At 48.2% G+C, this 23501-nt stretch carries 19 protein-coding genes, 1 tRNA gene and 1 pseudogene; 8 read left to right on the top strand and 13 right to left on the bottom strand.

Annotation, left to right across the window (positions count from 1 at the left end):
* Nucleotides 1-73 precede the first annotated feature (73 nt).
* The 3 genes from N8M53_RS13970 to N8M53_RS13960 form a co-directional block, all read right to left on the bottom strand.
* A complete protein-coding gene (locus N8M53_RS13970; RefSeq protein ID WP_269580464.1) occupies nt 74-2257 on the bottom strand; it encodes a TonB-dependent receptor in 2184 nt (727 codons plus the stop codon).
* 377 nt (nt 2258-2634) lie between these two features.
* Entirely contained in the window at nt 2635-2940 is a 306-nt protein-coding gene (locus N8M53_RS13965; protein ID WP_025744875.1) for a DUF496 family protein, read from the bottom strand.
* Between the two features lie 277 nt (nt 2941-3217).
* Nucleotides 3218-4147: a chemotaxis protein CheV gene (locus N8M53_RS13960; protein ID WP_046075654.1), complete on the bottom strand. Its 930-nt coding sequence runs from the start codon at nt 4145-4147 to the stop codon at nt 3218-3220.
* 429 nt (nt 4148-4576) lie between these two features.
* On the opposite strand from N8M53_RS13960, the gene N8M53_RS13955 reads away from it, so the two are divergent.
* The 3 genes from N8M53_RS13955 (at nt 4577) to N8M53_RS13945 (ending at nt 7772) form a co-directional block, all read left to right on the top strand.
* Nucleotides 4577-5521 carry a chemotaxis protein CheV gene (locus N8M53_RS13955; protein WP_046075655.1) on the top strand — a complete coding sequence of 315 codons (945 nt, stop codon included), beginning with the start codon at nt 4577-4579 and terminating at the stop codon, nt 5519-5521.
* 72 nt (nt 5522-5593) lie between these two features.
* On the top strand, nt 5594-6085 hold the full coding sequence (locus tag N8M53_RS13950; protein ID WP_269580463.1) for a SixA phosphatase family protein: 492 nt from the start codon (nt 5594-5596) through the stop codon (nt 6083-6085).
* A gap of 328 nt (nt 6086-6413) precedes the next feature.
* The gene (locus N8M53_RS13945) at nt 6414-7772 is read left to right on the top strand and encodes a hypothetical protein (protein ID WP_269580462.1); all 1359 of its coding nucleotides are present in this window, start codon (nt 6414-6416) and stop codon (nt 7770-7772) included.
* On the opposite strand, the gene N8M53_RS13940 is transcribed toward N8M53_RS13945, so the two are convergent.
* From N8M53_RS13940 to N8M53_RS13930, 3 genes are all read right to left on the bottom strand, one after another.
* A complete protein-coding gene (locus N8M53_RS13940) occupies nt 7769-9688 on the bottom strand; it encodes a putative bifunctional diguanylate cyclase/phosphodiesterase (RefSeq protein WP_269580461.1) in 1920 nt (639 codons plus the stop codon). The genes N8M53_RS13945 and N8M53_RS13940 overlap by 4 nt on opposite strands.
* Nucleotides 9689-9791: 103 nt before the next feature.
* On the bottom strand, nt 9792-10226 hold the full coding sequence (locus N8M53_RS13935) for an oxidoreductase (protein ID WP_269580529.1): 435 nt from the start codon (nt 10224-10226) through the stop codon (nt 9792-9794).
* A 404-nt stretch (nt 10227-10630) separates the two neighbouring features.
* Nucleotides 10631-11008, bottom strand: a complete 378-nt coding sequence (locus N8M53_RS13930) for a glutaredoxin family protein (RefSeq protein ID WP_269580460.1) — start codon at nt 11006-11008, stop codon at nt 10631-10633.
* A gap of 194 nt (nt 11009-11202) precedes the next feature.
* Between N8M53_RS13930 and N8M53_RS13925 the strand changes: the two genes are divergently transcribed.
* Nucleotides 11203-12045, top strand: a complete 843-nt coding sequence (locus tag N8M53_RS13925) for a 2OG-Fe(II) oxygenase family protein (protein ID WP_046075660.1) — start codon at nt 11203-11205, stop codon at nt 12043-12045.
* Between the two features lie 82 nt (nt 12046-12127).
* Here N8M53_RS13925 and N8M53_RS13920 read toward each other — a convergent pair.
* Nucleotides 12128-13134: pseudogene (locus N8M53_RS13920) on the bottom strand (ABC transporter substrate-binding protein).
* A 133-nt stretch (nt 13135-13267) separates the two neighbouring features.
* On the opposite strand from N8M53_RS13920, the gene N8M53_RS13915 reads away from it, so the two are divergent.
* Entirely contained in the window at nt 13268-14020 is a 753-nt protein-coding gene (locus tag N8M53_RS13915; protein WP_269580459.1) for a PilZ domain-containing protein, read from the top strand.
* A gap of 10 nt (nt 14021-14030) precedes the next feature.
* On the opposite strand, the gene N8M53_RS13910 is transcribed toward N8M53_RS13915, so the two are convergent.
* From N8M53_RS13910 to N8M53_RS13900, 3 genes are all read right to left on the bottom strand, one after another.
* Nucleotides 14031-15155, bottom strand: coding sequence for a PQQ-dependent sugar dehydrogenase (locus N8M53_RS13910; protein ID WP_269580458.1), 1125 nt, complete (start codon nt 15153-15155; stop codon nt 14031-14033).
* A gap of 13 nt (nt 15156-15168) precedes the next feature.
* A complete protein-coding gene (locus N8M53_RS13905; RefSeq protein ID WP_269580457.1) occupies nt 15169-15408 on the bottom strand; it encodes a YdcH family protein in 240 nt (79 codons plus the stop codon).
* Nucleotides 15409-15511: 103 nt separating this feature from the next.
* Nucleotides 15512-17389: an alkaline phosphatase family protein gene (locus N8M53_RS13900; RefSeq protein WP_269580528.1), complete on the bottom strand. Its 1878-nt coding sequence runs from the start codon at nt 17387-17389 to the stop codon at nt 15512-15514.
* A 238-nt stretch (nt 17390-17627) separates the two neighbouring features.
* Here N8M53_RS13900 and N8M53_RS13895 point away from each other — a divergent pair.
* Nucleotides 17628-17703 (top strand) — tRNA-Asn (locus N8M53_RS13895).
* A gap of 121 nt (nt 17704-17824) precedes the next feature.
* On the opposite strand, the gene N8M53_RS13890 is transcribed toward N8M53_RS13895, so the two are convergent.
* Nucleotides 17825-19432 carry a peptide ABC transporter substrate-binding protein gene (locus tag N8M53_RS13890; RefSeq protein WP_269580456.1) on the bottom strand — a complete coding sequence of 536 codons (1608 nt, stop codon included), beginning with the start codon at nt 19430-19432 and terminating at the stop codon, nt 17825-17827.
* 321 nt (nt 19433-19753) lie between these two features.
* Here N8M53_RS13890 and N8M53_RS13885 point away from each other — a divergent pair, with 321 nt between their 5' ends.
* Complete coding sequence (locus tag N8M53_RS13885) at nt 19754-20374, top strand: glutathione S-transferase family protein (RefSeq protein WP_269580455.1); 621 nt, start codon at nt 19754-19756, stop codon at nt 20372-20374.
* A gap of 52 nt (nt 20375-20426) precedes the next feature.
* On the opposite strand, the gene N8M53_RS13880 is transcribed toward N8M53_RS13885, so the two are convergent.
* Together N8M53_RS13880 and N8M53_RS13875 are read right to left on the bottom strand one after the other, a co-directional pair.
* Nucleotides 20427-21089 carry a glutathione S-transferase gene (locus N8M53_RS13880; RefSeq protein WP_269580454.1) on the bottom strand — a complete coding sequence of 221 codons (663 nt, stop codon included), beginning with the start codon at nt 21087-21089 and terminating at the stop codon, nt 20427-20429.
* An 89-nt stretch (nt 21090-21178) separates the two neighbouring features.
* Nucleotides 21179-21757: a hypothetical protein gene (locus tag N8M53_RS13875; protein WP_269580453.1), complete on the bottom strand. Its 579-nt coding sequence runs from the start codon at nt 21755-21757 to the stop codon at nt 21179-21181.
* Between the two features lie 143 nt (nt 21758-21900).
* Between N8M53_RS13875 and N8M53_RS13870 the strand changes: the two genes are divergently transcribed.
* Nucleotides 21901-23457 carry a cryptochrome/photolyase family protein gene (locus N8M53_RS13870; protein WP_269580452.1) on the top strand — a complete coding sequence of 519 codons (1557 nt, stop codon included), beginning with the start codon at nt 21901-21903 and terminating at the stop codon, nt 23455-23457.
* Nucleotides 23458-23501 lie beyond the last annotated feature (44 nt).

Raw genomic sequence — 23501 nt, 5'->3', positions numbered from 1 at the left:
AGGGTATTGATTGGAAAACCGGGAAGCTGCAACGTCCAGGCGCCCAGCGAGGGCTGGGCGCGAAGTAATACAATTAAAACGTGGCGCTGTAGCTCAAGCTAAAGGTACGGCCCACACCGGCGTAGTTGAAGAGGTTGCCAAGTCCGTAGGCACTATAGACTTTTTGCGCTTTTTGGCTCCAAATAGTCTGATAGTCTTTATCGAACAGGTTTTGGATGCCGAAGTTAAGTTGGCCGACCGGCAAGGTGTAGTAACCGTTTAGCCCAACTAGCTCGTAACCTTCGATGCGATCATTGTCTTGATCAGACAGATCGCCAACGTGTTGCAGGTTGAGCTCTGTACCCCAATCGAAATTATCATAGCCAACAGCCGCCATTGCAGTAGAAGGGCTCGCATTGTAGATGCTTAGCTCATCCCATTGCCCATTATTTTTGATTTCGCTTTGCACTAAGTGGCCCTGTGCACGGCTATACCAAGTGTCAGTGAGGTAGTATTTGATTTGTCCTTCGAGGCCATAAATACGCTGTTTGTCACTATCTAACGTAACATCCAAGTTGCTGTTGTATTTGTAAGACTTATCCGACATAGAGTAGTAAGCGGCGACTTGCGCGTTGTAGTCTTGTTGCTGAGTGCGCCAGCCTAGCTCAAAGGAATTGGTTTTTACGCCATCCAGTTCCGTGTTTTGAACATTCACGCTATTGGTGAGGTTGCCGCCTGAATATTGGCCTTTACCGTAGAATTTGCCCGGGTCCGGCATATTAAAGCCTTGACTAAAGTTGGCCCAAACTTGTTGGTTGTCGGTCAGGTCATACTTGAGTCCCGCATTCGCGAGCCAAATATCTTTATCCGTCGTACCACCAGGGATGGTATCCGCGCTGTTTAGTTTTCCAACGAGTATTCTCGCTTGCTCCGCAAAGCCGATAAAGTCATCGCCTTTATATTTTGTGTACTGGTAGCGCAATCCGGCAAAAGCATTCAGCTTATCGTTAACAGCCCAATCTGCTTGGGCAAATACGCCTGCATTATTGGTCGTAAAATCAGGATAACGACCTACATCCCCTAGGTGCTTAAATTCTAGTCCATTGCTGGTCAGACTCGTTCCTTGATCGTAGATACGCTGGAATGCATCGAATTTCTCTTGGCTAAAGTCTGTTCCGTAGTTGAGTGTCAGATTATCGAATTCTTTCTCCAACAAGACTTTCGCGCCGAGGACTTGGTTGCTTTGCTCTGATGCACCAAGATATTTCATGCCCAGATCACGAATAGGAAATGGGAAGAACCCAAAGGTTTCTTTGCGATAATAAGCTTGGGCCAGTAAGGAATGGTTAAAGACGTTAGCATGACTAAACTGAGCGTTTAGCATCATACGCTCAGTGAAAGGTTGTTCATCCAATTCCAGTCCATCGGAGCGTTTAATCAATGAGTCATCTTTAAGACCTGCAAATATAGGCCCATAATCAATCCCATAATCCGTATCTTGCTGACTGTCATAGTATTGTGCAGTCAGGGAAAGGTGCTGTTCGTCATCAGGGCGGTAATCTAAGCTACCCATCACATCAATGCGGTCATTGAATTGGGTATCGGTTTGGGTGACATCGGGCAGGATGGGGTCGCCATTGCCGTCGTAGGCCGCGCCTTTGCCTTCATAGGCTACGGATAAGCGTCCTTGCAACCTTTCACTACCGCCAGATACCGCGACCGCGGCTTTTTTGATGAGGTCGTCGCTGTTGTTAAATCCGGTGGTAAAGCCAGTGTGCGCCTTGAGTTGTGCATCGCCTGCTTCACCGCGTTTGGTGATGATATTGATAATACCGCCGGTTGCCCCTGCACCATAAATGGAGGTCGCGCCTGACAGTACCTCAACACGAGCAACATTAAAGGGGTCGATACTATCCAGTTGGCGGCTGATGGTGCGAGCAGCATTCAATGCCACGCCATCAATCATGATTTGTGCGCTGCGGCCACGTAAATTCTGTGAGGCATTGGTACGTGCGTTAGTACTACCAAAGTCAAAGCTTGGGATCAGCTTTCCGAGCGCGCCTTTTAATGACTCACCGCCTTGAATTTCACGGGTTAATTCTTCATTGCTGATCACCCAGTTGGTGCTGGCTGAATCGGCGATCGTGGTTTGAATTTTACTGCCGGTGACAATGATGGTTTCAGTATTGGCCGTAGAAGGGGCGGCATGGGCGAGATGGGCACTGATCACTAACGCCAGCGGCGAGAGCGAAAAGCTGACTGCTTTTATGGTGTTCATAATTATCCTTATACGTCACAACCCTGCAGGGCATGGTGAGGCTGCGTCCCTGCAGTACATCTTCGTTACTACCTTTTTTCCAATATCAAATGATAATGGATATCATTATGATTATTGATATGTGACCTGATTGTCAATACATAGATAGTTGGATTGATGCATGTAATCTAGCCGTTTGAAAAATAAGGCATAAAGAGCATACAAATACGGAGAGTAAAAAGCCTGCTTCGAGTGACGTCAGTACGTCGATAAATCGTATGATACAAGTCAAAGCGGTAGGGAATGACAGTAAAGGGGGAACACCTGAAAGCAATAAATCAATCCATCAAAAAAGGCCTACGTCACGGTAGGCCTTTTGGTCTCTCATTAATGGGGGCTTATTTGCCGCTTTTACTTTGCTTGGTTAACTCTTTGATAGTGCGGCTTATTTCACGGCGCTGCTTAGAAATTTCCGCATTTTTGATGATGTGGTCATCAACGCGATCTTCATAATCGCCTTTCATGTTTTTGATGATCTCCACGATCTCTTCATACGACATCTCGGGCTGGATGTAATCGAGCAAGTTCTCTAATAGCACCACCCGCTTTTGGTTATCGCGGATTTTTTTGTCGTTGTCCTGGATTTCGCGCTTCAGTTTGTTCTTTTGTCGTGAGTGCTTAACGATCTCGTATACGCTGGTCATAGTAGTCGCCTTCTATCTTTTTAAGTATGAAAAAATTAAACCACAAGCGCCGCAGCAAACCCAGTCTTTTCGCGCTTGAAGTGAGGAGTTTTTAAACACTTGAATGAAACAGGAGGGTGAAGGAGAGACATTGTGAGGCCAGTTTATCAACAACCCCATTTAGCTGGCTAAACCGTCACCCTACCTTCTTCGCTTATTGATGGTGGCAACGATAACAGGTGAGCATTGACAGTGTCATGACACATATCAAGGCTCACCCATAACGTGGTAAACACGCTCAGTAATCGGTTGGACTGCCTTCTAACTTGACCGATGAACCGGATGTTTTCATCATCGCGCCGCGCAACATGGCTTGCACTAGCTCAGTGGCATCAAATTTCGTTAGTGCTTCGTGTGCCCCGACTTGTTTCGCTCGGTCAACACTAATATCACTCGATAATGAGGTATGGAGGATAAGATACGCCTCGGCGAGTTTATCGTCGCTGCGGATCTCAAAGGCGAGTTCATAGCCATCAATCCCAGGCATTTCGATATCGCTGACAATAATATCAAATGGCTTGCCGGCTGAGGCGGCATTTTTCATCATTTGCAGCGCTTCTAGGCCGTTGTTGGTGACAAAATAGGGGATGTTTATGCTGTCTAGCGCCTCTGATAATTGCCGTCTCGCCGTCAGTGAATCATCGACCAAGAGGATATTCATAGGCTTGAGTTTCTCACGATCCACGTCAGCCAGGATGGGATGTAACTTATCGGGATCTGATGGGAAAATGTGCTCCATAATGTATTCAACATCAAGCAGTTGCACCAACTTATCGTCGATGTTCATCACCCCAGTAAGAAACGCGCGTGTTCCTAAGGTTTCCGGTGGCTCTGAAATAGAACGCCAATCGCACTCGCTGATCTTGTCGATCCCACGCACCAAAAAGCCCATGACGCGACGCTGACAATCAGTCACGATAATATAGCAAGACTCCCATTCTGACTTGGCAACGGGTTTGTAGCCAATCGCTTTTGCCATATCAATGACAGGGGTGGCGATGCCACGGAAGCTAGTGGTTCCGATCACCGTTGGGTGAGATCCCGGCAAATCCGTGAGCGGCTGAAAGGGGATGATTTCTCTCACCTTCAGCGTCCCAATCGCGAAAGATTGGGTGGCGGTGAGGCGGAACATCAACATGCCTTGTGCTTGATTCGCTTTGCTCTTCATAGCATCACTCTGCGTGTTATCGTCAGTCTTTTGAGTATGGTAACAGTGTTGTCTTTGATCACCTATTCTTAACCCAAGGATAGGGCTAACGGGCGAAAAGATAAAACTTTTGCCTGCTATTGTCTCATATTTGAAACTTATTGATAGTCTCATTTAAACGTGGTGTATACCACGCTTTTGGGACACGCATTTTGTTAACATAGCGGAAGATATAGGCTAAGTGAGCCAGTCATTTAGGCGTCACCTTATGCAAAGAGGTTGCCTGTGGCTGTATCTTACCTAAAATAAGAAAGATATAAGCTTTTTGTCACGGGACTGGAGAGTCAGAGTGCAACGCGACACAAAAGCGCCCAACATTGAGGCACGTTAACAAGGATTTACGTGTCCGGATAAATGCGAATGAGCAGTAACACGACGGTTGAGTGAACTATGACCAATATTTTAGATTCGGTAGATTCGCGGACACGATTGGTGGGTGAAAACCGCCTCGAGCTTCTAATGTTTTACCTTGGCTCTACCCAACCTTTTGCCATCAACGTGTTTAAAGTACGTGAAGTCATTAAAGTGCCAAAGCTCAACCAAATGCCTGGCTCCCATCCGAACATCCGAGGCGTTGCCATGATTCGCGGTAAATCTATTCCGGTGATTGACCTACGTCAGTCTATCGGCATGGGCTCGATAGGCATGTCGGATGAATGTAACGTTATCGTGACTGAATATAACCGCACCATCCAAGCGTTCCTCGTTGGGCAGGTGATCAATATTAAAAACATGGGCTGGGATGAGATCATGGAGCCGCCTTCCAGCTCAGGGCGTAATAATTACTTAACGGCCATTACTCGCCAAGACTTTGATGGGCAGACGCGTTTAGTGGAAATTGTGGATGTGGAAAAAGTGCTGGCTGAGATCGTTGCGTATGAAGTGGGTGTTTCTGAAGATGTCCTCGACCCGCAACTGACCCCTTATATGACCGGACAGCGAGTACTGGTTGTCGATGACTCATCCACGGCGCGCGCCCAGGTCAGTGAAACCTTGTCGCAGTTTGGTGTCGAGTGCATCATCAAGAAAAATGGTGCTGAAGCACTGAATTTGCTCAAGAGTTGGTGCGATGAAGGCAAAAACGTGAGTGACGAAATTTTGCTGATGATCACGGATGCGGAAATGCCGGAAATGGACGGTTATAAACTGACACACGAAGTGCGTTCTGACAGCCGGATGAGTGATTTATACATTGCACTGAACACCTCATTAAGCGGCAGCTTCAATGAGGCAATGGTTGAGAAAGTGGGCTGTAATCAGTTTATCTCTAAATTCCAGCCCGACCTTCTGGTCAACGTGGTGCAGGAGCGTTTGCGCCAAGTTGTGGCGAGTTAAACAGCCTAGGCACTGGTGAGAACAAAAAGCGAGCCGTGGCTCGCTTTTTTTATTGAACAATGAGGAGGGACGATGAAAACGGTATTTCTCATGCGCCATGCAAAATCGAGTTGGGATGATCCGAGCCTCGACGATCACGAGCGTCCGCTCAACCCGAGAGGGTTTCGACAAGCGCCACAAATGGCAGAGCGCTTGAACGCTTGGTTGCATCAGCCTCAAACGATTGTGACCAGTACAGCGCAACGCGCAAAAGACACCGCGGTACTCGTGGCACAAACGCTGACCGATAAGCCGCCCATCGTTTTAGAAGAAAAGCTATACAGTGAGCATGCATCGGCAATCATTCATACCATCCAAGCACTCGAGTTAGAACAAGATGTGGCGATGATTATTGGCCATAACCCCGCACTAAACGAGTATCTATATGGAGTGGGGATGACCAAGGATAACTTGCCGACCTCAGGTGTGGCGGTGGTGCAATATCCCGTCGAGCACTGGACAGAGGTCGCGAATACGCATGCACAGCTTTGCTTTCTCGACTGGCCTAAGCGACTTCGAGGCTAATTTAGTACCTGAAGGAGGATGACGCCATATGCATACTAGATATTGTACACTCTGAACTATATTTAGCGCTTTGATTGCAAAGTTATCTACTGTACCTGTGGATAACCCCGTTAATTTCTTTGTAAGCAATGGCGGCAGTCCACGTGAGTCGTGGAGAGCAACCCGAACACGATAGATTGAGCAAAAAACGACCAGTTTGATTAAGGCTAGATGGCTGTTTTTCACTCGTGTTGCGGTAAATGTGCGATACTCGTAACACCTTGGTTGCATGCGTATTATGGGGGATCCGCTTGGTAGCAAATTTATTGGCGTTCACAGGAGAGCAGTCGTGATCACAGTAGACAAACATGAGGGCTTATCAGTCAGGGTGGCTGTGCTCAATGAAGAAGTCAGTGCCCAAGAGGTCGAGTTTTATCTCTTCGTCCCTGGTGAGCTTAAGTTTGGTAAGCATGTGCTTTCTGAAGATGAGTTTTACTACCGTGTCCTTGCTAATAGTCGGACGTATTTTACGTCTCGTTATCATCTGCCCTTGGTGCATGCTCGCCTGGCCAGTCGTGACAAACTGCCAACCGAACAATATCGAGTGAGCTTGAGTCTCTACGCGTACCAGTATGCCTTATCGCTCGAAAAAGCGACGCACGATTTTTTTGAATCCGTTGCTGGGCTAGAGGATGAACAAGCGTTAGAGCAGTTAGAAGATACGATAGAGATGGCGGTGGAGATTTTACGGCGACTCCGGCGCTATAAACCGCAAAACACCAAGCTACTCAAGTATTACCATAATATAGATAACTATTTATCTTGGTTGACCGAGCAACGTTTTCTGTCGTTACTGGCCCATATGCCGCGTGGAAACGTCTACAAGGGGGTACGCCAGCAATTGATTGAATTGTGCCAAGCTGAGGAGGCACACCGTCTTGTCAACCGTTATAACTCGGATAAAGCACGGCGTGATCCTACCCGTATGGTCAATAAGATGCGCCTTGCGCGCCGCTTGATTGAGTTTCCCGTAACGATTCGCCAAGTGCCGCAGGCGTTAGGTAAAAATCTTAACAAACTGGCTAAAGCGTCTGCGACGGCGTTTGTGATGTTGTTTGTCACCACTGTTATTGTCCGTGCACGTCAATATTTAGGCGAAATCACCTTATCGTTCGTGTTGGCCATGGCGGGTGTGTATGCATTGCGAGAGATCTTTAAAGATGATTTACGTGATGCGCTGTGGCGCTGGATTCGTAAAGGGCGTCCCAAGTGGCGAAAACGTTTTATTGACCCCACATCCAATCGACAAATAGGTCGGCAGTTAGAGTGGCTAGATTATATGGATTTTGCTGCCCTACCCGATGAAGTGAAGAAATTGCGTCGTGGCAAACTTCGTCAACGGGAAGAGGCGGTAGTGCGGCTTAAAGTGAAAACACAATTAGAGACAACCCGTTTTTTGTCGGGCTATGACACCACTCGTGATGTGTGGAAGTTTGACTTCCGCTCTTTTTCTCGCCTTATGGACCGCGGTAGCCAGCGCTTATATCGGCTTAATGAAGGCCAAGTACTCAAAGATTCGGTTGAAAAGCGGCATCAATTTAATCTTATTAGTTGTCAGCGGTTAAAAGGGCAGCCGACGGTGTATCAACGTTGGAAAATTACGGTTAACCGCTCAAAAGTGGTCGATATAGAAGAAGTTTTTGATTAGTCCTCTATCAATAACTTGTCTTTATGATTTAAGTGATCGATGCAGAAAGCATAAAAGTCCAGTGCGGACAGTGGCTTGGCGAAGAAGTAGCCCTGGAATTCGTCAACGCCCATCTGCTTTAGGCTGGTGAGTTGTTCTTGTGTTTCGACGCCCTCGGCAACCACGCGAATATCGAGCTGGTGCGCCATATGGCAAATGGTATCCACTAGCACATGCTGGCGTGGTGTATTGGCCATTCCGGTGACAAATGAGCGATCAATTTTGACTTTATCAAAGCTCAGGTGGCTGAGTACTGACATAGATGACCAACCGGTACCGAAATCATCGAGCGCTATCCGAATACCGACGTCGCGCAGTTGATTCATCAACAGACTGAAGCGACCAATATCGTCGATGGTCATCGTCTCTGTGACCTCAAAAATCAGTTGTTTACGTTGTTCTGGGTGATCGGCAAACACAGTGATCACATCGGCAATCAAGGACTCGTTGAAAAACGAGTCAGAAAGGTTAATCGCAATATCAATGCGGTCATTAATGGTTTGCCATTCGGTGTTTAATGCCAGATAAACTTGACGCAAAAGCCAGGCACCTAACCTCCGACCCAGGCCTGATTCTTCGGCGACACTGACGATGAGCGCTGGATCAATGGGACCAAACTCAGCATGGTCCCAGCGAATCAAACACTCACAACCGAGGCGCCTTGACGCCGATGACACCATGGGTTGGAACAATACATAGAGTGTCTCTTGATAGGGATCGTCAAGGTGAGCCTTGAGCTCATCGCGTAATTGACGACGTTGCTTCGCTTCTTGCTCGTACTCCGCTTTGAATATATCAACACTGTCTTGCGTCACAGGCGCTCTTTTGGCTTTCATCAGGGCAAGATCCGCGTTGTTTAACAGTTGATTGGCAAACTGGCGATGATTCCTGATGACAGTATCATCTAAATCGAGGCTCTTTGCGACGCCAATGGCCACCGCTAACCGATGGCCCGGATAAACATTGTCAATTGCGCTTCGCAACGCGTTGCACAAAGGTTGAGTAAAAAAGCTCAGATGGCGATTGTCGGTGTATGCGAGCACCGCAAACTCATTACTACTGATCCGTGCGCAAGGGTAACCATAAGGCAAGCACATACTTTTTAATTCATTGGCTAACTGTATTAGCGCGACATCGCCTTGTTCGTATCCCATCAGATCATTGATGTCTTTAAAACGACGAACATCGATCAATAACAAGGTGTGTATTTGTTTTTTATGGGCGGCTTTGTAGAGATATTCCAAGAGGTAGTTGCGATTGGGTAGGCCGGTGAGATTATCGTGCCATGCCATTTTTTGCTGTCTGCTACTATTGCGATAGAGGCGAAAGGCGAAATAAATCAATAACGACATCAGTATAATGATGGCCGCGTACATGGTTTTTAGTTGGTGCTGTAAAAACGCGCGCTGTTCGATAGCCGCCGGGCCAGTAAAATTATTTACCATCAGATTTCGTACCTGAGGAAGGACAATATCCATTTCATGAAGAAGGCCAGAAAGCCGCTGACGGTCACCGTTCAACACCGCTTGCTCGTGTTGCTGAATTAAACGAAAAGCACGTTGTACCACAGGTTGGGCATCAAACGTGCGACGCATGGGCGCGGCTTCTTGGCTACTTAAAAACGTGTCATAACGGCTCCATAGGATGTCATAAGAGAGGATAAGAGACTGTTTGTCTGTTGCCGTGGCGAGGTACAAGGCGAGTTCATTGCGAAACTCTAAGGTTTCTAGCTCCATTTGTGCTAAAGCCCATGCCGACAATTGGGTATGAAGTGCTTGCCGTGCGTAGGCATTATGAAACTGGTAAAGCGCCGCGGCCGCGAAGGCTAACGTGGTAAATACAAAAATGATGAAACCGATAAGAGGGCGCTTTACCATGCTGATACAATCCTTTACTACTGTGTTTTGCCTAGCAGCTTATGGGTTAGTCTAGAGGCTCGTGGTGTAGGCAAAAACCATGATTGAGCCAATAAGGCTGTTTTTATTCTTTTTCTAATATTTCGATACGGTTCACTTGCCAAACCATACGGCTATGTAAAATCTCATTGTCGTACTGGTTAAATTCGGATAATGGGTAGATCACCCAAATCGGCCCTTTGTCGCGAATAGGCATCCATTCACCGTTCTTCTTGATGGCGAAAACAGGGTTATACTTATTAATCTCGTCCGTCGATAGTTTGGACCAATAGTCATTGAGGGCGTGAACTTTCAATTCATGACCTTGCTTGTCATAAACCTTCAACAGTTTTTGTGCTGACACACCGAGAAAAACCTGCCTACCTTCCGTCCAAGGGGTCTCCGTTTCAATTGTGCGGTCAGCCAGCTGCATCAGCTCTTCACGAGTAAACGATTGCTTGGCGACATCGCCATAGAGGGTCAAGATCGGTCTTGCTTTGACACCATGACTGACCAGCATGAGACACAACAGCGCGAAAACAATGAGCAGGTTGGTATAACGGCTTTTGCGGATAGTGTGTCTGGGATCGTACGTTGTCATGTCATACTCCTTATTATCTCCATCTTTTTAAAGCTAGTGTGTGATTGAACCTAACTCAAGACAGAGCGATGACCGCAATGATATACGCTCCGAAGGAAAATGGGAAAGGGTCCATTTCTCTGGCAGTAAGGGCTGGTGGATCGTATGAATAAACCAGATACAGTCACGCGATTTACTATTGAATTAAAAAAGAAAACTGCCCACGCATAGGGCTAGGGCAGTTTAGCAAAGCCCGATAAATGGCATAAGCCGGTCGGGCAACAAGGGGCAAGCGAAGGAGTCTTGTCACTAAAAACATAGACGCTAGCCTGATGAGTGTCTAATTATTTTTCAATGATTGGTGTGGTTTGCTTGTTTAAATAGGCAATAATATCATCTGATTCATACATCCAGCGCGCCTCACCGTTTGCCTCTTGGATACGCAAACAGGGGACTTTGATTCTCCCTCCCCCTTGTTCAAGCTCTTTTCTGGCATCCATGTTGCGCTTCGCGTCTTTGGTCTGAAGCGGTAAGCCGAATTTTCGGCTTGCTTGGCGCACTTTTACACAAAAGGGGCAGGCCGCAAATTGGTATAAAGTGACCTGCTGCGCCAATGTGTCCATTGCTTGCTTTTGCGCGGCGTTTAATTGAGGGGATTTGGGTTGGGTCAATGACTCTACAACCAGAATAATTTTACCTAGGATCCAACGAATAACGCCCATATAACCTCCATGCGTTGACAACGGCATAGAGTGTAACACGTGATACACGTTTGCCTATCTTGAGGTTAAATTATCCCCGTATAGAAACAAAGCGTTTCTCTGTGAAAACAGGATGGCATTGTACCCGTTTACCTGCCTGTTACACTATTGTTTCACTTACCTCATGATAAAAAGCAAACGATTACGAGAGCATTATGACACTGCAAGCCATTGACTTTACTGCGCCTGATGCAGAGCAGGCGTTTGTTAAATCCCTACGTGAAACAGGTTTTGGTGTATTAAAAAATCACCCTTTGCAGCAACAATGGGTCGCCGATATCTATCAGCAATGGGAAGGTTTTTTTAATACCGAAGACAAGCACCGCTTTACCTATAAGCCCGACACCCAAGACGGCTTTTTTCCCTCAAAAGTAGCAGAAACGGCGAAAGGCCATACCAAGCGTGATCTGAAAGAGTTCTTTCATTATTACCCATGGGGGCAGTGTCCAGACGCCTTGAGAGGGAATTTACAGTCTTATTACGAGCATGCCACGCATTTAGCGGAAACCTTGCTCTCGTGGGTAGAGCGTCAATCACCTTCTGATATAAGCCAACATTTCTCGCAACCGCTCTCTAGCATGATTAATGGTAGCCAACAGACCTTATTGCGTGTCTTACACTACCCACCATTAAAGGGTGATGAAGAGCTTGGAGCGATTCGAGCCGCGGCTCATGAAGACATTAATTTGCTGACAATATTGCCTGCTGCCAATGAACCTGGCTTACAAGTTAAAGCGAAAGATGGGAGCTGGTTAGATGTACCTTGTGATTTTGGTAATTTAATCGTCAATATTGGTGATATGCTTCAAGAAGCATCCGGCGGTTATTTCCCTTCTACCACTCACCGTGTCGTGAACCCGGAAGGCGCGGATAAAACCAAAGCGCGTATCTCGCTGCCGCTATTTTTGCACCCTAAGCCTGATGTTGTCCTGTCTGAGCGCCATACGGCTAACAGTTATTTGATGGAACGCCTCCGTGAGCTTGGCGTGATCGAGTAACACACTTTTATGCTTGCCGAGGTCGTGCTTGACCCTCGGCAAGTCATGTCTGTTGACGTCTCTGAAGGCGTATGTTCTACCGTTATCGTAGTGCGTCTTCGACACGTTGCGCAGTTTGTGTATCGACCCACTGATGCCAAAGGCTTGGATAGCGTCGAAGAAACTCGTCTGCGGCTATTTCACCGTCCGCTTGGTAGGTATCCATCCAAGCCAGCATGTCACTCATTACCTGATTATCGTATTCGCGGCGGCTGATATAGTTGAATGCCGCGGGCGCTTGTTTGGCAAATGATGCTGTGGTCAGTGAGTGCACGGGGGAGGTAGGAAATGCGGTGACTTGGGGTGAGCGACAGTCCGCTTGAGTTATACACTGTTTGTAGTGCGCTAAATTGACATCGGCACCCAAATCGACCTCAACCATTTCATATTTTCCCATTACAGGGGTCGGTGCCCAATAATAACCAAACCAAGGTTTTTTCGCTCATTGGCACGCACGATGGTGCCAGCTAAGCCTGCTGCAGAGCCTGGGTCGACAATTTCAAAGCCAGCTTTGTCCAACTCAAGAGCGTTAAAAATGTGCTGGGCTGAGATTTGACATGTCCATCCCGCCGGGCAACCCATAAATGCGGCTTTGTCAGGGTCTTCGGGATGAGGGAACAGCTCTGGATGCGCTTTGATACCTTCAATAGTCGCTAGCTCGGGGTGTTGATCGACCATATATTTGGGTACCCAAAAGCCTTCGTTGCCCCCTTGTGAGAATGCATTGCCTGCATACCGTAATCGCCCCTCTCGCACGCCTTTATCCAACATTGCTTTGTGTGAGTTTGTCCAAAACTCTGGGGCAATATCGGGCTCGCCTTTTTCTGTCATCGATACACCGGTAGGCATGGTATCGCCTGGGACAAGAGAGGCATCACACCCATATCCATGCGCTAAGATAAATTGGTCAACATGTGCCATGAGTGTGGCTGAGTTCCAATTCATATCCGCGATAGAGACCTTGCCACATTCCGCTTGATCGCTGGCTTGGGCAAGGGGGGAGCTGACCAGCATTGTGCCGAGCAGTAGTCGTTTTAGCGTCCCTTTCATGATGTGTCCTTGATAGATGAGTGCTTTATGTGTCGAAAAATTAACATGGGCGAATAGTGCGATCTATACTCAATACAACCGATGTTGATGAAAATACTGTAATTCCTATTAACGGATGACAACGACCGCCAATATGCCCATAAAAGAGCAACTCAACGCGATAGAAAAAAATCAAGAAGCCATCGCTTTAGCTGTCACTCACGCGGTACTTAAGTTGGGAGTGGCAACCTTGGTACGTGTTCATATTCAGACGCCAACTAAAGCTTTGTTTCGATTTAATGGGTTGTTGATTGGCAGTGATGGACAACGCTTTTGTTATCTGCAGTTGCCCAAACTGTCGGCCCAACAGAAAAAGCAGTATTTTGGGGCGGGTTATCGGTTACGTCTTCATGGTGTGTCTGCCGATGGTTCGCTGATTCGATTTGGTGGAAAAGTACAAGGCTTGATGGAAGCCCACCATACCCTTTTATGTGTCGAGCTGGCTCGTGACGGTGCTAGCGCCACGCCTTTGCGTCAAGACAAGCGTTTCAATGTCGAGCTCTCTGCAGCGTTAAGCATAGACGGTAAAGCGAGCGTACCCGTGACGATACACGATCTCTCTGTGGGCGGATGCTTGTTTTCTTACCGTGCGATTGGCTTACAGATTGATACGGAACAAAATGCAACGCTCAGCCTAACGGGTATCTCAGCCAGCCAAGCGTTGACAATGAGTGGGGTCATATTGAGTCACCGTCTTAAAGGTGAGCGTTATCATTGTGGGCTTAAATTCGATGATCGCGCTAAATCACAAAGCGCGTGGTTAGTCACCAATTTAGACTACGATGGTGAGCAATATCGTCTGTCGATACCTCACAATGACGGCGAGGTTACCTCTAGTCTTACCTAGTGCCTACCTGCTACTCTGATAATGGTGTCACCCGTAATACACTGCCATTTCTTCTATCAGTGAGGATGAGCAAACTGCCGTCACGTGCTTGTATCACATCGCGAATGCGGCCAAACTGACCCTCTAACATTCGCTCTTCATGCGTGACTTGGCCATTCTCCAGCTCTAGCCTCACTAACAAGCCAAACTTTAACGACCCGAGCAGTAAATCCCCGTTCCACATCGGAAACTGCTGGCTGTTGACCATCGTCATGCCCGATGGGGCGATAGAGGGATCCCAGTAATACACAGGTTGGCGCATGCCAGGATGGGATGTGCCTTCTCCGATTTGTGTGCCCAGCCCATAGTTAACGCCATACGTGATGGTCGGCCAGCCATAGTTTTCACCGGCGAGGATAACGTTGAGCTCATCGCCACCTTGGGGACCGTGCTCGTGTGCCCAAATACGTGTACCGTTGTTATCTAATGCGATACCTTGGATATTTCGGTGTCCGAAGCTAAACACTTCCGCACGTTTGTCATCCACCTTTGTGAACGGGTTACTCTTCGGTACTGTGCCATCAAGATTAAGACGAACGAGCGCACCCAGATGATCGTCGGCAAATTGCGCGCGATTGCGCTGGCCACGGTCGCCGAGCGTGATATACAGATGGTTAGAGGTGACTAATAAACGGCTACCAAAATGGCGTCCGCCACCGCGCTTGGGAAGGGCTTTAAAGATAACGCGATTGTCAATCAATACATCCTTAGACAGTGTGGCCATCATTACCTCCGTGCCTGCTTGTCCTTGCTCATCGACGGCGGCATAGGAGAGGTACAAACGCTGGCTGGTAGCAAAGTCAGGTGCCAAGGCTATATCTAGTAGCCCCCCTTGTCCCTCTTGAAACACGTTTTTCGGGGTGCCTAAAATTGAAACGACTAGCCCATTAGGTGTTAAACGCTTAAGTTTGCCGTTTCGCTCAGTGATTAGCAGATCGCCATCCGGAAGCTCAGTGATCCCCCATGGGTGAGAAAAAACGGACTTCAATGTTTCAACACGGAGGTTTACCGCCTCCGTGTTGATGGTTTTCGCCTCTGCAGCCCCTATTGTTCCAAGAAACAGAACCACCAAGCACAATGAATGCGACAGACGCATTGATCACCTCCCATTAATGTGTGCGTAGCTTTTCGTACAAGCGGTCTTTGAGGTGCGCGCGCTGTCGTTTCATGGCGGTAAAAACATCGTCGCTGGTAGGGATTTGGTTCATCTCTAAACCACGAATATGGTGATCAAGTTGGTGGTAGCGTTGTGCATCGAGTTGAAACGCTGGGTCACATTGCTTCAGATGGTGGATACGATCGCGATGCTCTGGGAAATCAAAAACGAGTGCGTGGTTTTCTCCTTGCATAAAGCCTCCTGTTATCGGCCTACCTTTTATAAGGTTAGGCCTGCTTACCGCGATTATCCAAATTTCATCGATGATAATCACGGTGATGTAGCAGGCGAGCTTTCTAGGTGTTTGTCTTTTCGGGAAAAGAGACGCGTTGACCATCGGTCTTCAGAAGGCTAATGGTGCGTGGAGAGCCATCTTCATTCAAAGTGACCAACCCCACGGCGCTGGCATTGACGAGACGCTTCGGGCCTGGTGTATCAGGGTCGCGCCGCTCAATACGCATACGCTTGCGTTTTGTGAGCCAATTCAGTGGCGACAGTGGGCTGAACAAAACTCGATCGCACCACTCGCAAATGGTGAGGAGTGGCTCGGGGAAGCGGTTTTTGAAACCACTGGCGGTTATTTGCCACAGACGCGGGCTATGGGTGCGAAATCGGATTCGGATATCATAAGCAAACGAGTAATGCACATCCCCAGATAAAATCACGTAATTGGTGGGCGTGCGTTGATGACGAAAAATACTAAGTAGCGTATTGGCACTCCCTGGGTGGGCCATCCAGTTTTCGGCATCCACGACAGTGGGCACGCCTAGCCAGGTCGCGACTCTTTGCAATACCTCAATAAACTTAACACCGAACATGGGGGCAGCAGAGACAATCACCGCGCTATCATGTCTTAGTAGATCATGTTGAAAATCCATCAGTGCTTCCCAGTCCATCAGACCCGACGGTTTATTCATTCTTGATTCGGATCGCCAGCGACGAGTACGTGTGTCTAATACCACGAGATGTGGCGTCGTTGGCACCGTGTAATGCCAGTGTTCAAAGCGCAGACATTGCTCCACCATGGCCTGGTGAGCCTCTGTTTGTATGTCTATTGGGTCGCGAATATCAATGGGCTGATAGGCGCTTTGGCGGGCGGTAGTAAGAAAGTCTTGGCTAAAGTTATCGGGCGCATTGCCCCAACCTTGGCACAACCAATACGCCATGAGACCATTACCAATAATACGGCGAGAAAAGGGATTAAAGTACGCCGCCTGCTCCCATCCGACAGTGATATTCCAATCATCGGTGATGTCATGGTCGTCAAAGATCATATAGGTTGATAGGTGCGCAAACAGTCTTTGCACCTGAGGCAAGCCGGCGCGAAACACATCCAAAGTGGCTTTTTCTTGTTGATAGCGCTCGCGTTGCTCCTCGGTAAGTTGACTGGGAGGTTGAAGATGAGGCCCATCTGTTAGCGCCCAAGAAACGGGGGCCCACACCAGCAAATACATGGCAACGTGCTCTGCAAAGCTTATCAGATGATTTGAGACGGTTTTGGATGTAAAAATAGGCAGTGGTTGACCAAACAGTTTCTCTAGGCGGCTGCCTTTTTCCGCACGCTGGTTAGGGAGAAGTTTGCCGCGTTGCACATAGCTGTCAGGGTGTGTATCCAATGCACGGCAGTCGACAATGGGCGCGGCCTCGAAATACTCATTTTTAAGACCCAATACGGCAATTAATCGGCGAATACGCTGCAGCATCGGCGTGGCGACGTCATCAGCATAGATTTGATCGCCACTCATAATCAACATATTGGGCCATTGTGTCATAGGGGCCGTGGCTAAATGTTGGTCGAGAGTGACGAGGGCATCATCGCAGTGGTGGTGAGGATGTCGACATGAGCCATGCGCGATGTGGGTGGCTGTTGAGGGAATACAAAAAGAGGGCGCTTGCTCGTTGTCATATAAGACATCTGGTTGGATGTCAGCCAATCCACTACGGTTGATTTGTATGTCGTATGACAAGGGGCGATCGACAGGAAATCCATGGGCCGACCGGAGATGATGAAGCACGATCCACGCACGCTCGCCAATACGAAACCAATTCCCAGCTGATAATGGCTTGGATGCTAATATCTGGTCGTGTTGATAAACCGACACGGTGCCATCGTCGGGCTTTTGTGTCAGCACTGACCATAAGGTTACTTCATGTTGTGTCGTACGCCTTAGCATGGGGCCGGCAACAAACAGTGGGAGCGATGCGTCTTTGTCCAATGTCTCTGGGTCCTCGAAGTCAGCTACTGGATTGTATATTTGCACTTTTACCTACGTCAGTGCAAAAACGATAGTTTAATCGTCTGATTTGTTGCCTTTTTAGCCATTCGAGCCGAGTGTGTGGGGATTTATTGAAAAAAGGCTTGCACCGAGATAATGGATTGCCTATCATCTCGCTCGTTGTCGTAAAGACGATTCCCCCATAGTTCAGTTGGTAGAACGGCGGACTGTTAATCCGTATGTCACTGGTTCGAGTCCAGTTGGGGGAGCCAAATTAAAAAAAAGCGCTGGCCGAAAGGCTGGCGTTTTTTTGTTTGTGCGTATGAATAAAAACGCCACGCGTTAAAGCGTGGCGTTGGGCTTCGTGTTTGATAGCGACTTATTCAGTGGCGATCAATTTTTAGTAATATACAGGTTGCGTGTATACCGAAGCTTGTTGGGGTTATCTGTGTTGTACCCGCCCACTTTCGGGCTCTTAATCACGCTACGGGTGTAGAAGTACAATGGGATCGCTGGCATATCACGGGCGAAAATACGCTCTGCCTCTTGGTAGTACGCTTTTCGTTTCTCGGGCTCTGCCACCGTTAACGCTTGATCAAGTGCTTTGTCATAGTCTTCGTTGCCCCAGCTGGTTTTATTCATGCCATCACTGCTGAAGTAGCTCAGGAACGTGGATGCCTCGTTGTAATCACCTATCCAGCCGTCACGGGCGACATCAAAGTCTTTTTGCAAGACTTTTTGCAAGAAGGTTTTCCACTCTTGGTTGGCCAAGTTGACATTGACAGGAAGGTGACGCTTCCACATAGACGTCACGGCTAACGCCAGTTTTTTGTGTGACTCCATGGTGTTATAGACTAGCTCAAATTCCAGTGGGTTATCTTGGGTAAAGCCGGCTTCTGCTAGCAAAGCTTTGGCTTTTTGATAGCGCTCATCTTGGCTCATTTCCGCCCATTCGAGCTTAGGTGGCTCAAAATGATTGATGGCTGGTGGCGTGGCGCTATATGCCGGAAGCTGACCTTGACCAAGAATAATGTCGGTAATGATGTTTCTATCAATCGCATACGACAAAGCTTTACGCACTCGCACATCGTCAAAGGGCGCTTTCTCTGTATTAAACAAATAATAATAGGTCGCCAGAGACGGCATAGTGATCAACTCATCAGGGCGTTCCTTCTTAATTTGATCAAAGGCCTCGAGTGGAAAGCTCGAAGTGATATCAATTTCACCGGTACGGTAACGGTTATACTCAGCGTTGACATCACTGGAGGCGACATAGGAGGTTTTATTAATCACCGTTTCGTCGTTATTCCAGTAAAGTGGGTTACGCGCCAAATCAATACGCTCGTTAATGACCCAGTTGGTGAGGTTATAGGCGCCAGAGTTGACCATATTATCTGGGCGCGTCCAGCTGTCACCAAAGGCTTCTAACGCGTGCTGTGGTACCGGGTAGGTGGACGAGTGGGTGAGCATATTTGGGAAGTAGGGCGTGCGGCGCTCAAGGGTAAATTCCACCGTGTGATCGTCGATGGCTTTGACGCCAAGCTGCTCGGCGGGTTTTTCGCCGTCGGTGATCGCTTTAGCATTTTTGATATTGGCCGTGCCTAGGTACCACGCATAAGGCGCGCCAGTGACCGGGTCAACCACACGCTGTAGTGTATAAACCACATCGGCAGCGGTAATGGGCTCACCGTCAGACCATTTGGCTTCGCGCAGATGGAACGTATACGTTAGCCCGTCTTCGCTTACTTCCCAATCTTTTGCCAAACCAGGCACCACGTCGCCATTTGGATTGCGCACCATCAATCCCTCAAACAAATCGGAGATGATTTTATTGCTGGCTGAATCACTGGATTTGGTGGGGTCTAACGTGGGTACTTCTCCCGATACGCCCCAGATAAGCGTTTGGTTTTCGGCGAGTGTGACGTCATCAGGAACTTGCGCGGCCAATGCCGAGCCGCTCAATGCGAGTGCTAGCGCACTGGCTAATACCGTTGCTTTCATAATCCTTCCTTGGTTGAGTGTTTTGTTAATAAGTCTTAACAATCAATAGATTAACGCTGATATATGGGCAGGCCAATACATAATGAAAGAAATGTGACATAGCTGGATAAGCTTGCCGCAATTTGGAATTTCCGTTTCAGAAGGAAACATCACAAAACACTCAAAACGAGGTGCAACCTGTTGCTGTTTCCGTGCATTATTGGTCGAGTATTGAGGTTTTTGGCTGATCTACCCGATTACTTGCTATAGATAAAGGATTATGCGAGCCTCAAAGGCGCACCCAAGCAAGGAAATGCTTTATCGCGTGACAAGGAGAGCCAAATGAAGATTTATGGGCACCCGCTATCAATTAATGTTCAAAAAGTGATGTGGCTGATTGATGAGCTGGATTTAAGTATTGCGTTAGAAGAAGTCGACATTCACCACAATCGGCACGATGCCCAAGCGGTCGCACAGCGGTGTCCGATGCGCCAGGTGCCCGTGCTCGAAGATGGCCCCAACAGTGTTTGGGAATCGCATACCATATTGCGCTATTTGGTGGCGTGCTACGGGAACAAGATGTGGTATCCCGATTGTGCGTTTCAACGTTCGTGTTATGAGCGCTGGATGGACTGGTGCTTGTCTTCTTTCCAGCCAGTCATCAAGGCCGCTTTGTTTGCCTCGACGCCTGACGGTTCTGATGAGAGGCAAGCGAAACAACGGGCGATGGAACAATGCCGCTATGAGCTAGATAGAGTTAATGATGCTCTCGACGGCCAGCTATATCTCACTTCAGATCGCATTACGTTGGCAGATATTGCCGTGGGAAGTTTAATCCATTGCCTTAGCCAGCAAAGCGACTGGGTGCTACCACCCAATGTTTCTCGTTGGTATCAACAACTGAGTGAGCGGTCCGGTTATCAGCGCTGGGTGATGCAGGCAGCATCGACGCTGCCCACATGATTCACCCATTGGCCCAGGTCAGCGCTTTGGCAAATGATATCGCTTAGGCAAACTAAAGCGTTTTGAGTGGGCCGACGACACATAAGGCGTTTTGATAGCCCGGTTGTTGCTCAACGCGTTCAAGGTAACGAAGAATATTGGCGTGCTTTTGAGCATCCAATTGCTTGCGCGCCGCCAATAGCGGAAAGCTCATCTGAATGTCGGCCGCTGTTAGCGTGTCTCCACATAGCCACGTGTGTTTGGCGAGATGTGAATCAATCATCGCAAAATGATCGCGAAGCTGAGGGGCTAAGAACTGCTCCGTTACCCCCTTCATCAATTTTCTGGCGATAGGGCGAATAAAGAACGGCATCGGTGATTTGGGGATCTTGCTAAAAATCAGAGACATCACCAGCGGCGGCATTAGTGACCCTTCTGCATAATGCATCCAATAGCGGTACAGGGCTTTTTCTTCGTCAGTGCTAGGGGTCAGAGTGCCATCACCGTACTTGTCGATTAGGTATTCAATGATCGCCCCTGACTCTGCGATGACAACATCGCCGTCTTCGATAACAGGCGCTTTTCCCAAACTGTGTATTTTCTTTAACTCGCGGGGCGCAAGCTTGGTTTTTGGGTCACGTTGGTGACGCACCAGCTGATACGGAATCGCAAGGGACTCGAGTAACCAGACAATACGCTGCGACCGCGACTGTTCTAGATGATGTAAGATAATCATAATGGACCGTTTTTTGACTGTAGTTTAAAAATTAGGCTCGGGGTTAACGTACGAATGGAGCGCTAATTCGATCAACAGCTGTCATGAGATCATTGATTTACAGAAGGTAGCACCTGCCCCTCAATACGCAGATCAGGGCTGACCGATTGGATCTTAGTGCCACGGATATATAGGTTACCACCCACATAGATGTCGTCAGGGATGCTCTCGATGGGCGAGTTAGTTAGGTACAAGTTTCCCTCGACGAATAAACGGCGCGGTAATTGGGTGAGCGGTGTGTTGACAAGACTTAAATCACCCCGCACGACTAAGTTTGGGGGCAGACGGGTAATCGCGGTATTGGTGAGGTTGATATAGCCGCCGACTTTCATTCTCGGTAGTTGTCGAATCGCTGTATTGGCGGCATTAAAGTAGCCGCCAACATCGAGCCCACGAGGGAGCCGAACAATGTCACTGGCTTCGATATCTAAGTAGCCTTTGGTTTTAAAGCCGGCAGGTAGTGCTGTAATTGGGGCGAATCGAAGTTTTACATTGCCATAATTGTCGATGTAACCGTGAAAGCGAAGATCTTGAACAAACTGACTGGCCGGCTCATTCATGGCGAGTGCGGGGTAAGCCACTATCATTGTAATTGGGAGTAGGCAAAGCCCGACAAAGAATGCTTTCATCGCCTCGCAGCCGCATGGGTTATCAATACTGGCTCTAATGTAGAGGGTTTTCCCTAAGATTCAAGCACCCGCTGGGGTTAATCATCGAAAATGTGGTTTGCTGCGTATCGCTTAGGGTTTATTTGACAATTATCGAGGTGCCAGTGACTAACAGCCCGTATTCAACCTTGCGTCTTGTGTTAGGGGATCAGCTTAACGCCAGCCACTCATGGTACAAAAAAACCGATGAAAAGGTGCTTTATCTTGTTGCCGAGCTCAAGCAAGAAGCAAGCTATGTCAACCATCATATTCAAAAGGTCAGTGCGTTTTTTGCTGCCATGGAAGCGTTTTCCCACGCCCTGAGCCAAGCAGGTCATCACGTTTGCTACTTAACCTTGGATGACACCCAACACTACAATGACCTACCGGCGTTAGTGACTGACCTGTGCGAACGCTATCAGATCAACGCGTTTGAATATCAACGGCCGGATGAGTACCGACTCTGTGAGCAACTCGCTAGCATGTCTCTCCCTCAACATGTGGCAAAAAAATGTGTGGATACCGAGCACTTTCTGCTGCCTTATGATCAAATATCTAAACAGTTCACTGCCAATAAACATCGTAAAATGGAGTATTTCTACCGCGATATGCGTCGGCAGTTCGACATTTTGATGGAGGGTGATTCGCCTGAAGGTGGGCGCTGGAATTATGATCAAGACAATCGTAATAAACTCAAGAAAAGTGATATAGCGGCTATTCCAGCCCCCTTAATATTTAGCAATGATGTACGCGATATTTTGGCTCGTATTGAACGTCATCAAATCGCGACCATTGGCGAACCAATGCCTGATTTGCTGTGGCCTATTACGCGCTCGCAAGCAAAACGTTTACTCGATCACTTTTGCCGGTATTGCCTTCCTTTATTTGGCCAGTTTCAAGACGCCATGACAGGGCGAAGCGAACACCAGTGGAGCCTCTATCACAGCCGTTTATCCTTTGCGTTAAATGCCAAGTTATTACATCCAATGCAGGTTATCGAAACCGCCATTGCCCACTTTCGCGCAACCGACGACGTTAACCTGGCCCAAATTGAAGGGTTTGTGCGGCAAATTTTAGGATGGCGAGAGTATATACGCGGGGTCTATTGGACAAATATGCCTGCCTACGCCAACAAAAACGCATTATCAGCGCAGCGACCCTTACCCCGCTTTTTTTGGACGGGCGACACTCAAATGCGGTGTGTTTCACAGGCCGTCTCACAATCCTTGCAGACCGCGTACGCGCACCATATCCAACGCCTAATGGTGACAGGCAACTTTTGCCTATTGGCGGGTATCGCGCCGGATGAGGTAGATGATTGGTATTTGTCGATATACATCGATGCGATTGAGTGGGTTGAGATGCCAAACACCCGAGGGATGACACAGTTTGCTGATAATGGACTCGTCGCGACCAAGCCTTATGCGGCCAGTGGGGCCTATATTAATCGCATGAGCGACTATTGCAGCGACTGTCACTATTCAGTGAAGGAGAAAGTGGGGGAGCAAGCCTGCCCGCTCAACGCGCTTTATTGGCACTTTATGCACCGTCACCGCGAGCGATTTGCGCATAATCCACGCACAGCCATGCCCTATAGAAATTGGGACAAAATGGAGCAGGCTCAGCGTGATAGTATCTTAACGCATGCAGACGCGTTGCTCGATAACTTAGATGCTTTGTAATCTGTTTATTCGGCGCGCTCACGTATTATGAACGCGCCGATCCC

Source organism: Salinivibrio kushneri (genome assembly GCF_027286325.1).
Lineage (GTDB): Bacteria > Pseudomonadota > Gammaproteobacteria > Enterobacterales > Vibrionaceae > Salinivibrio > Salinivibrio kushneri_A.
This window is presented reverse-complemented; position numbering and strand designations above follow the sequence as displayed.

Excerpts from the sequence above, each read along its gene's own strand:
- N8M53_RS13970 (WP_269580464.1), bottom strand. The coding sequence starts at position 2,257 with ATGAACACCATAAAAGCAGTCAGCTTTTCGCTCTCGCCGCTGGCGTTA.
- N8M53_RS13965 (WP_025744875.1), bottom strand. The coding sequence starts at position 2,940 with ATGACCAGCGTATACGAGATCGTTAAGCACTCACGACAAAAGAACAAA.
- N8M53_RS13960 (WP_046075654.1), bottom strand. The coding sequence starts at position 4,147 with ATGAAGAGCAAAGCGAATCAAGCACAAGGCATGTTGATGTTCCGCCTC.
- N8M53_RS13955 (WP_046075655.1), top strand. The coding sequence starts at position 4,577 with ATGACCAATATTTTAGATTCGGTAGATTCGCGGACACGATTGGTGGGT.
- N8M53_RS13950 (WP_269580463.1), top strand. The coding sequence starts at position 5,594 with ATGAAAACGGTATTTCTCATGCGCCATGCAAAATCGAGTTGGGATGAT.
- N8M53_RS13940 (WP_269580461.1), bottom strand. The coding sequence starts at position 9,688 with ATGGTAAAGCGCCCTCTTATCGGTTTCATCATTTTTGTATTTACCACG.
- N8M53_RS13935 (WP_269580529.1), bottom strand. The coding sequence starts at position 10,226 with ATGCTGGTCAGTCATGGTGTCAAAGCAAGACCGATCTTGACCCTCTAT.
- N8M53_RS13930 (WP_269580460.1), bottom strand. The coding sequence starts at position 11,008 with ATGGGCGTTATTCGTTGGATCCTAGGTAAAATTATTCTGGTTGTAGAG.
- N8M53_RS13925 (WP_046075660.1), top strand. The coding sequence starts at position 11,203 with ATGACACTGCAAGCCATTGACTTTACTGCGCCTGATGCAGAGCAGGCG.
- N8M53_RS13915 (WP_269580459.1), top strand. The coding sequence starts at position 13,268 with ATGCCCATAAAAGAGCAACTCAACGCGATAGAAAAAAATCAAGAAGCC.
- N8M53_RS13910 (WP_269580458.1), bottom strand. The coding sequence starts at position 15,155 with ATGCGTCTGTCGCATTCATTGTGCTTGGTGGTTCTGTTTCTTGGAACA.
- N8M53_RS13905 (WP_269580457.1), bottom strand. The coding sequence starts at position 15,408 with ATGCAAGGAGAAAACCACGCACTCGTTTTTGATTTCCCAGAGCATCGC.
- N8M53_RS13900 (WP_269580528.1), bottom strand. The coding sequence starts at position 17,389 with ATGCTAAGGCGTACGACACAACATGAAGTAACCTTATGGTCAGTGCTG.
- N8M53_RS13890 (WP_269580456.1), bottom strand. The coding sequence starts at position 19,432 with ATGAAAGCAACGGTATTAGCCAGTGCGCTAGCACTCGCATTGAGCGGC.
- N8M53_RS13885 (WP_269580455.1), top strand. The coding sequence starts at position 19,754 with ATGAAGATTTATGGGCACCCGCTATCAATTAATGTTCAAAAAGTGATG.
- N8M53_RS13880 (WP_269580454.1), bottom strand. The coding sequence starts at position 21,089 with ATGATTATCTTACATCATCTAGAACAGTCGCGGTCGCAGCGTATTGTC.
- N8M53_RS13875 (WP_269580453.1), bottom strand. The coding sequence starts at position 21,757 with ATGAAAGCATTCTTTGTCGGGCTTTGCCTACTCCCAATTACAATGATA.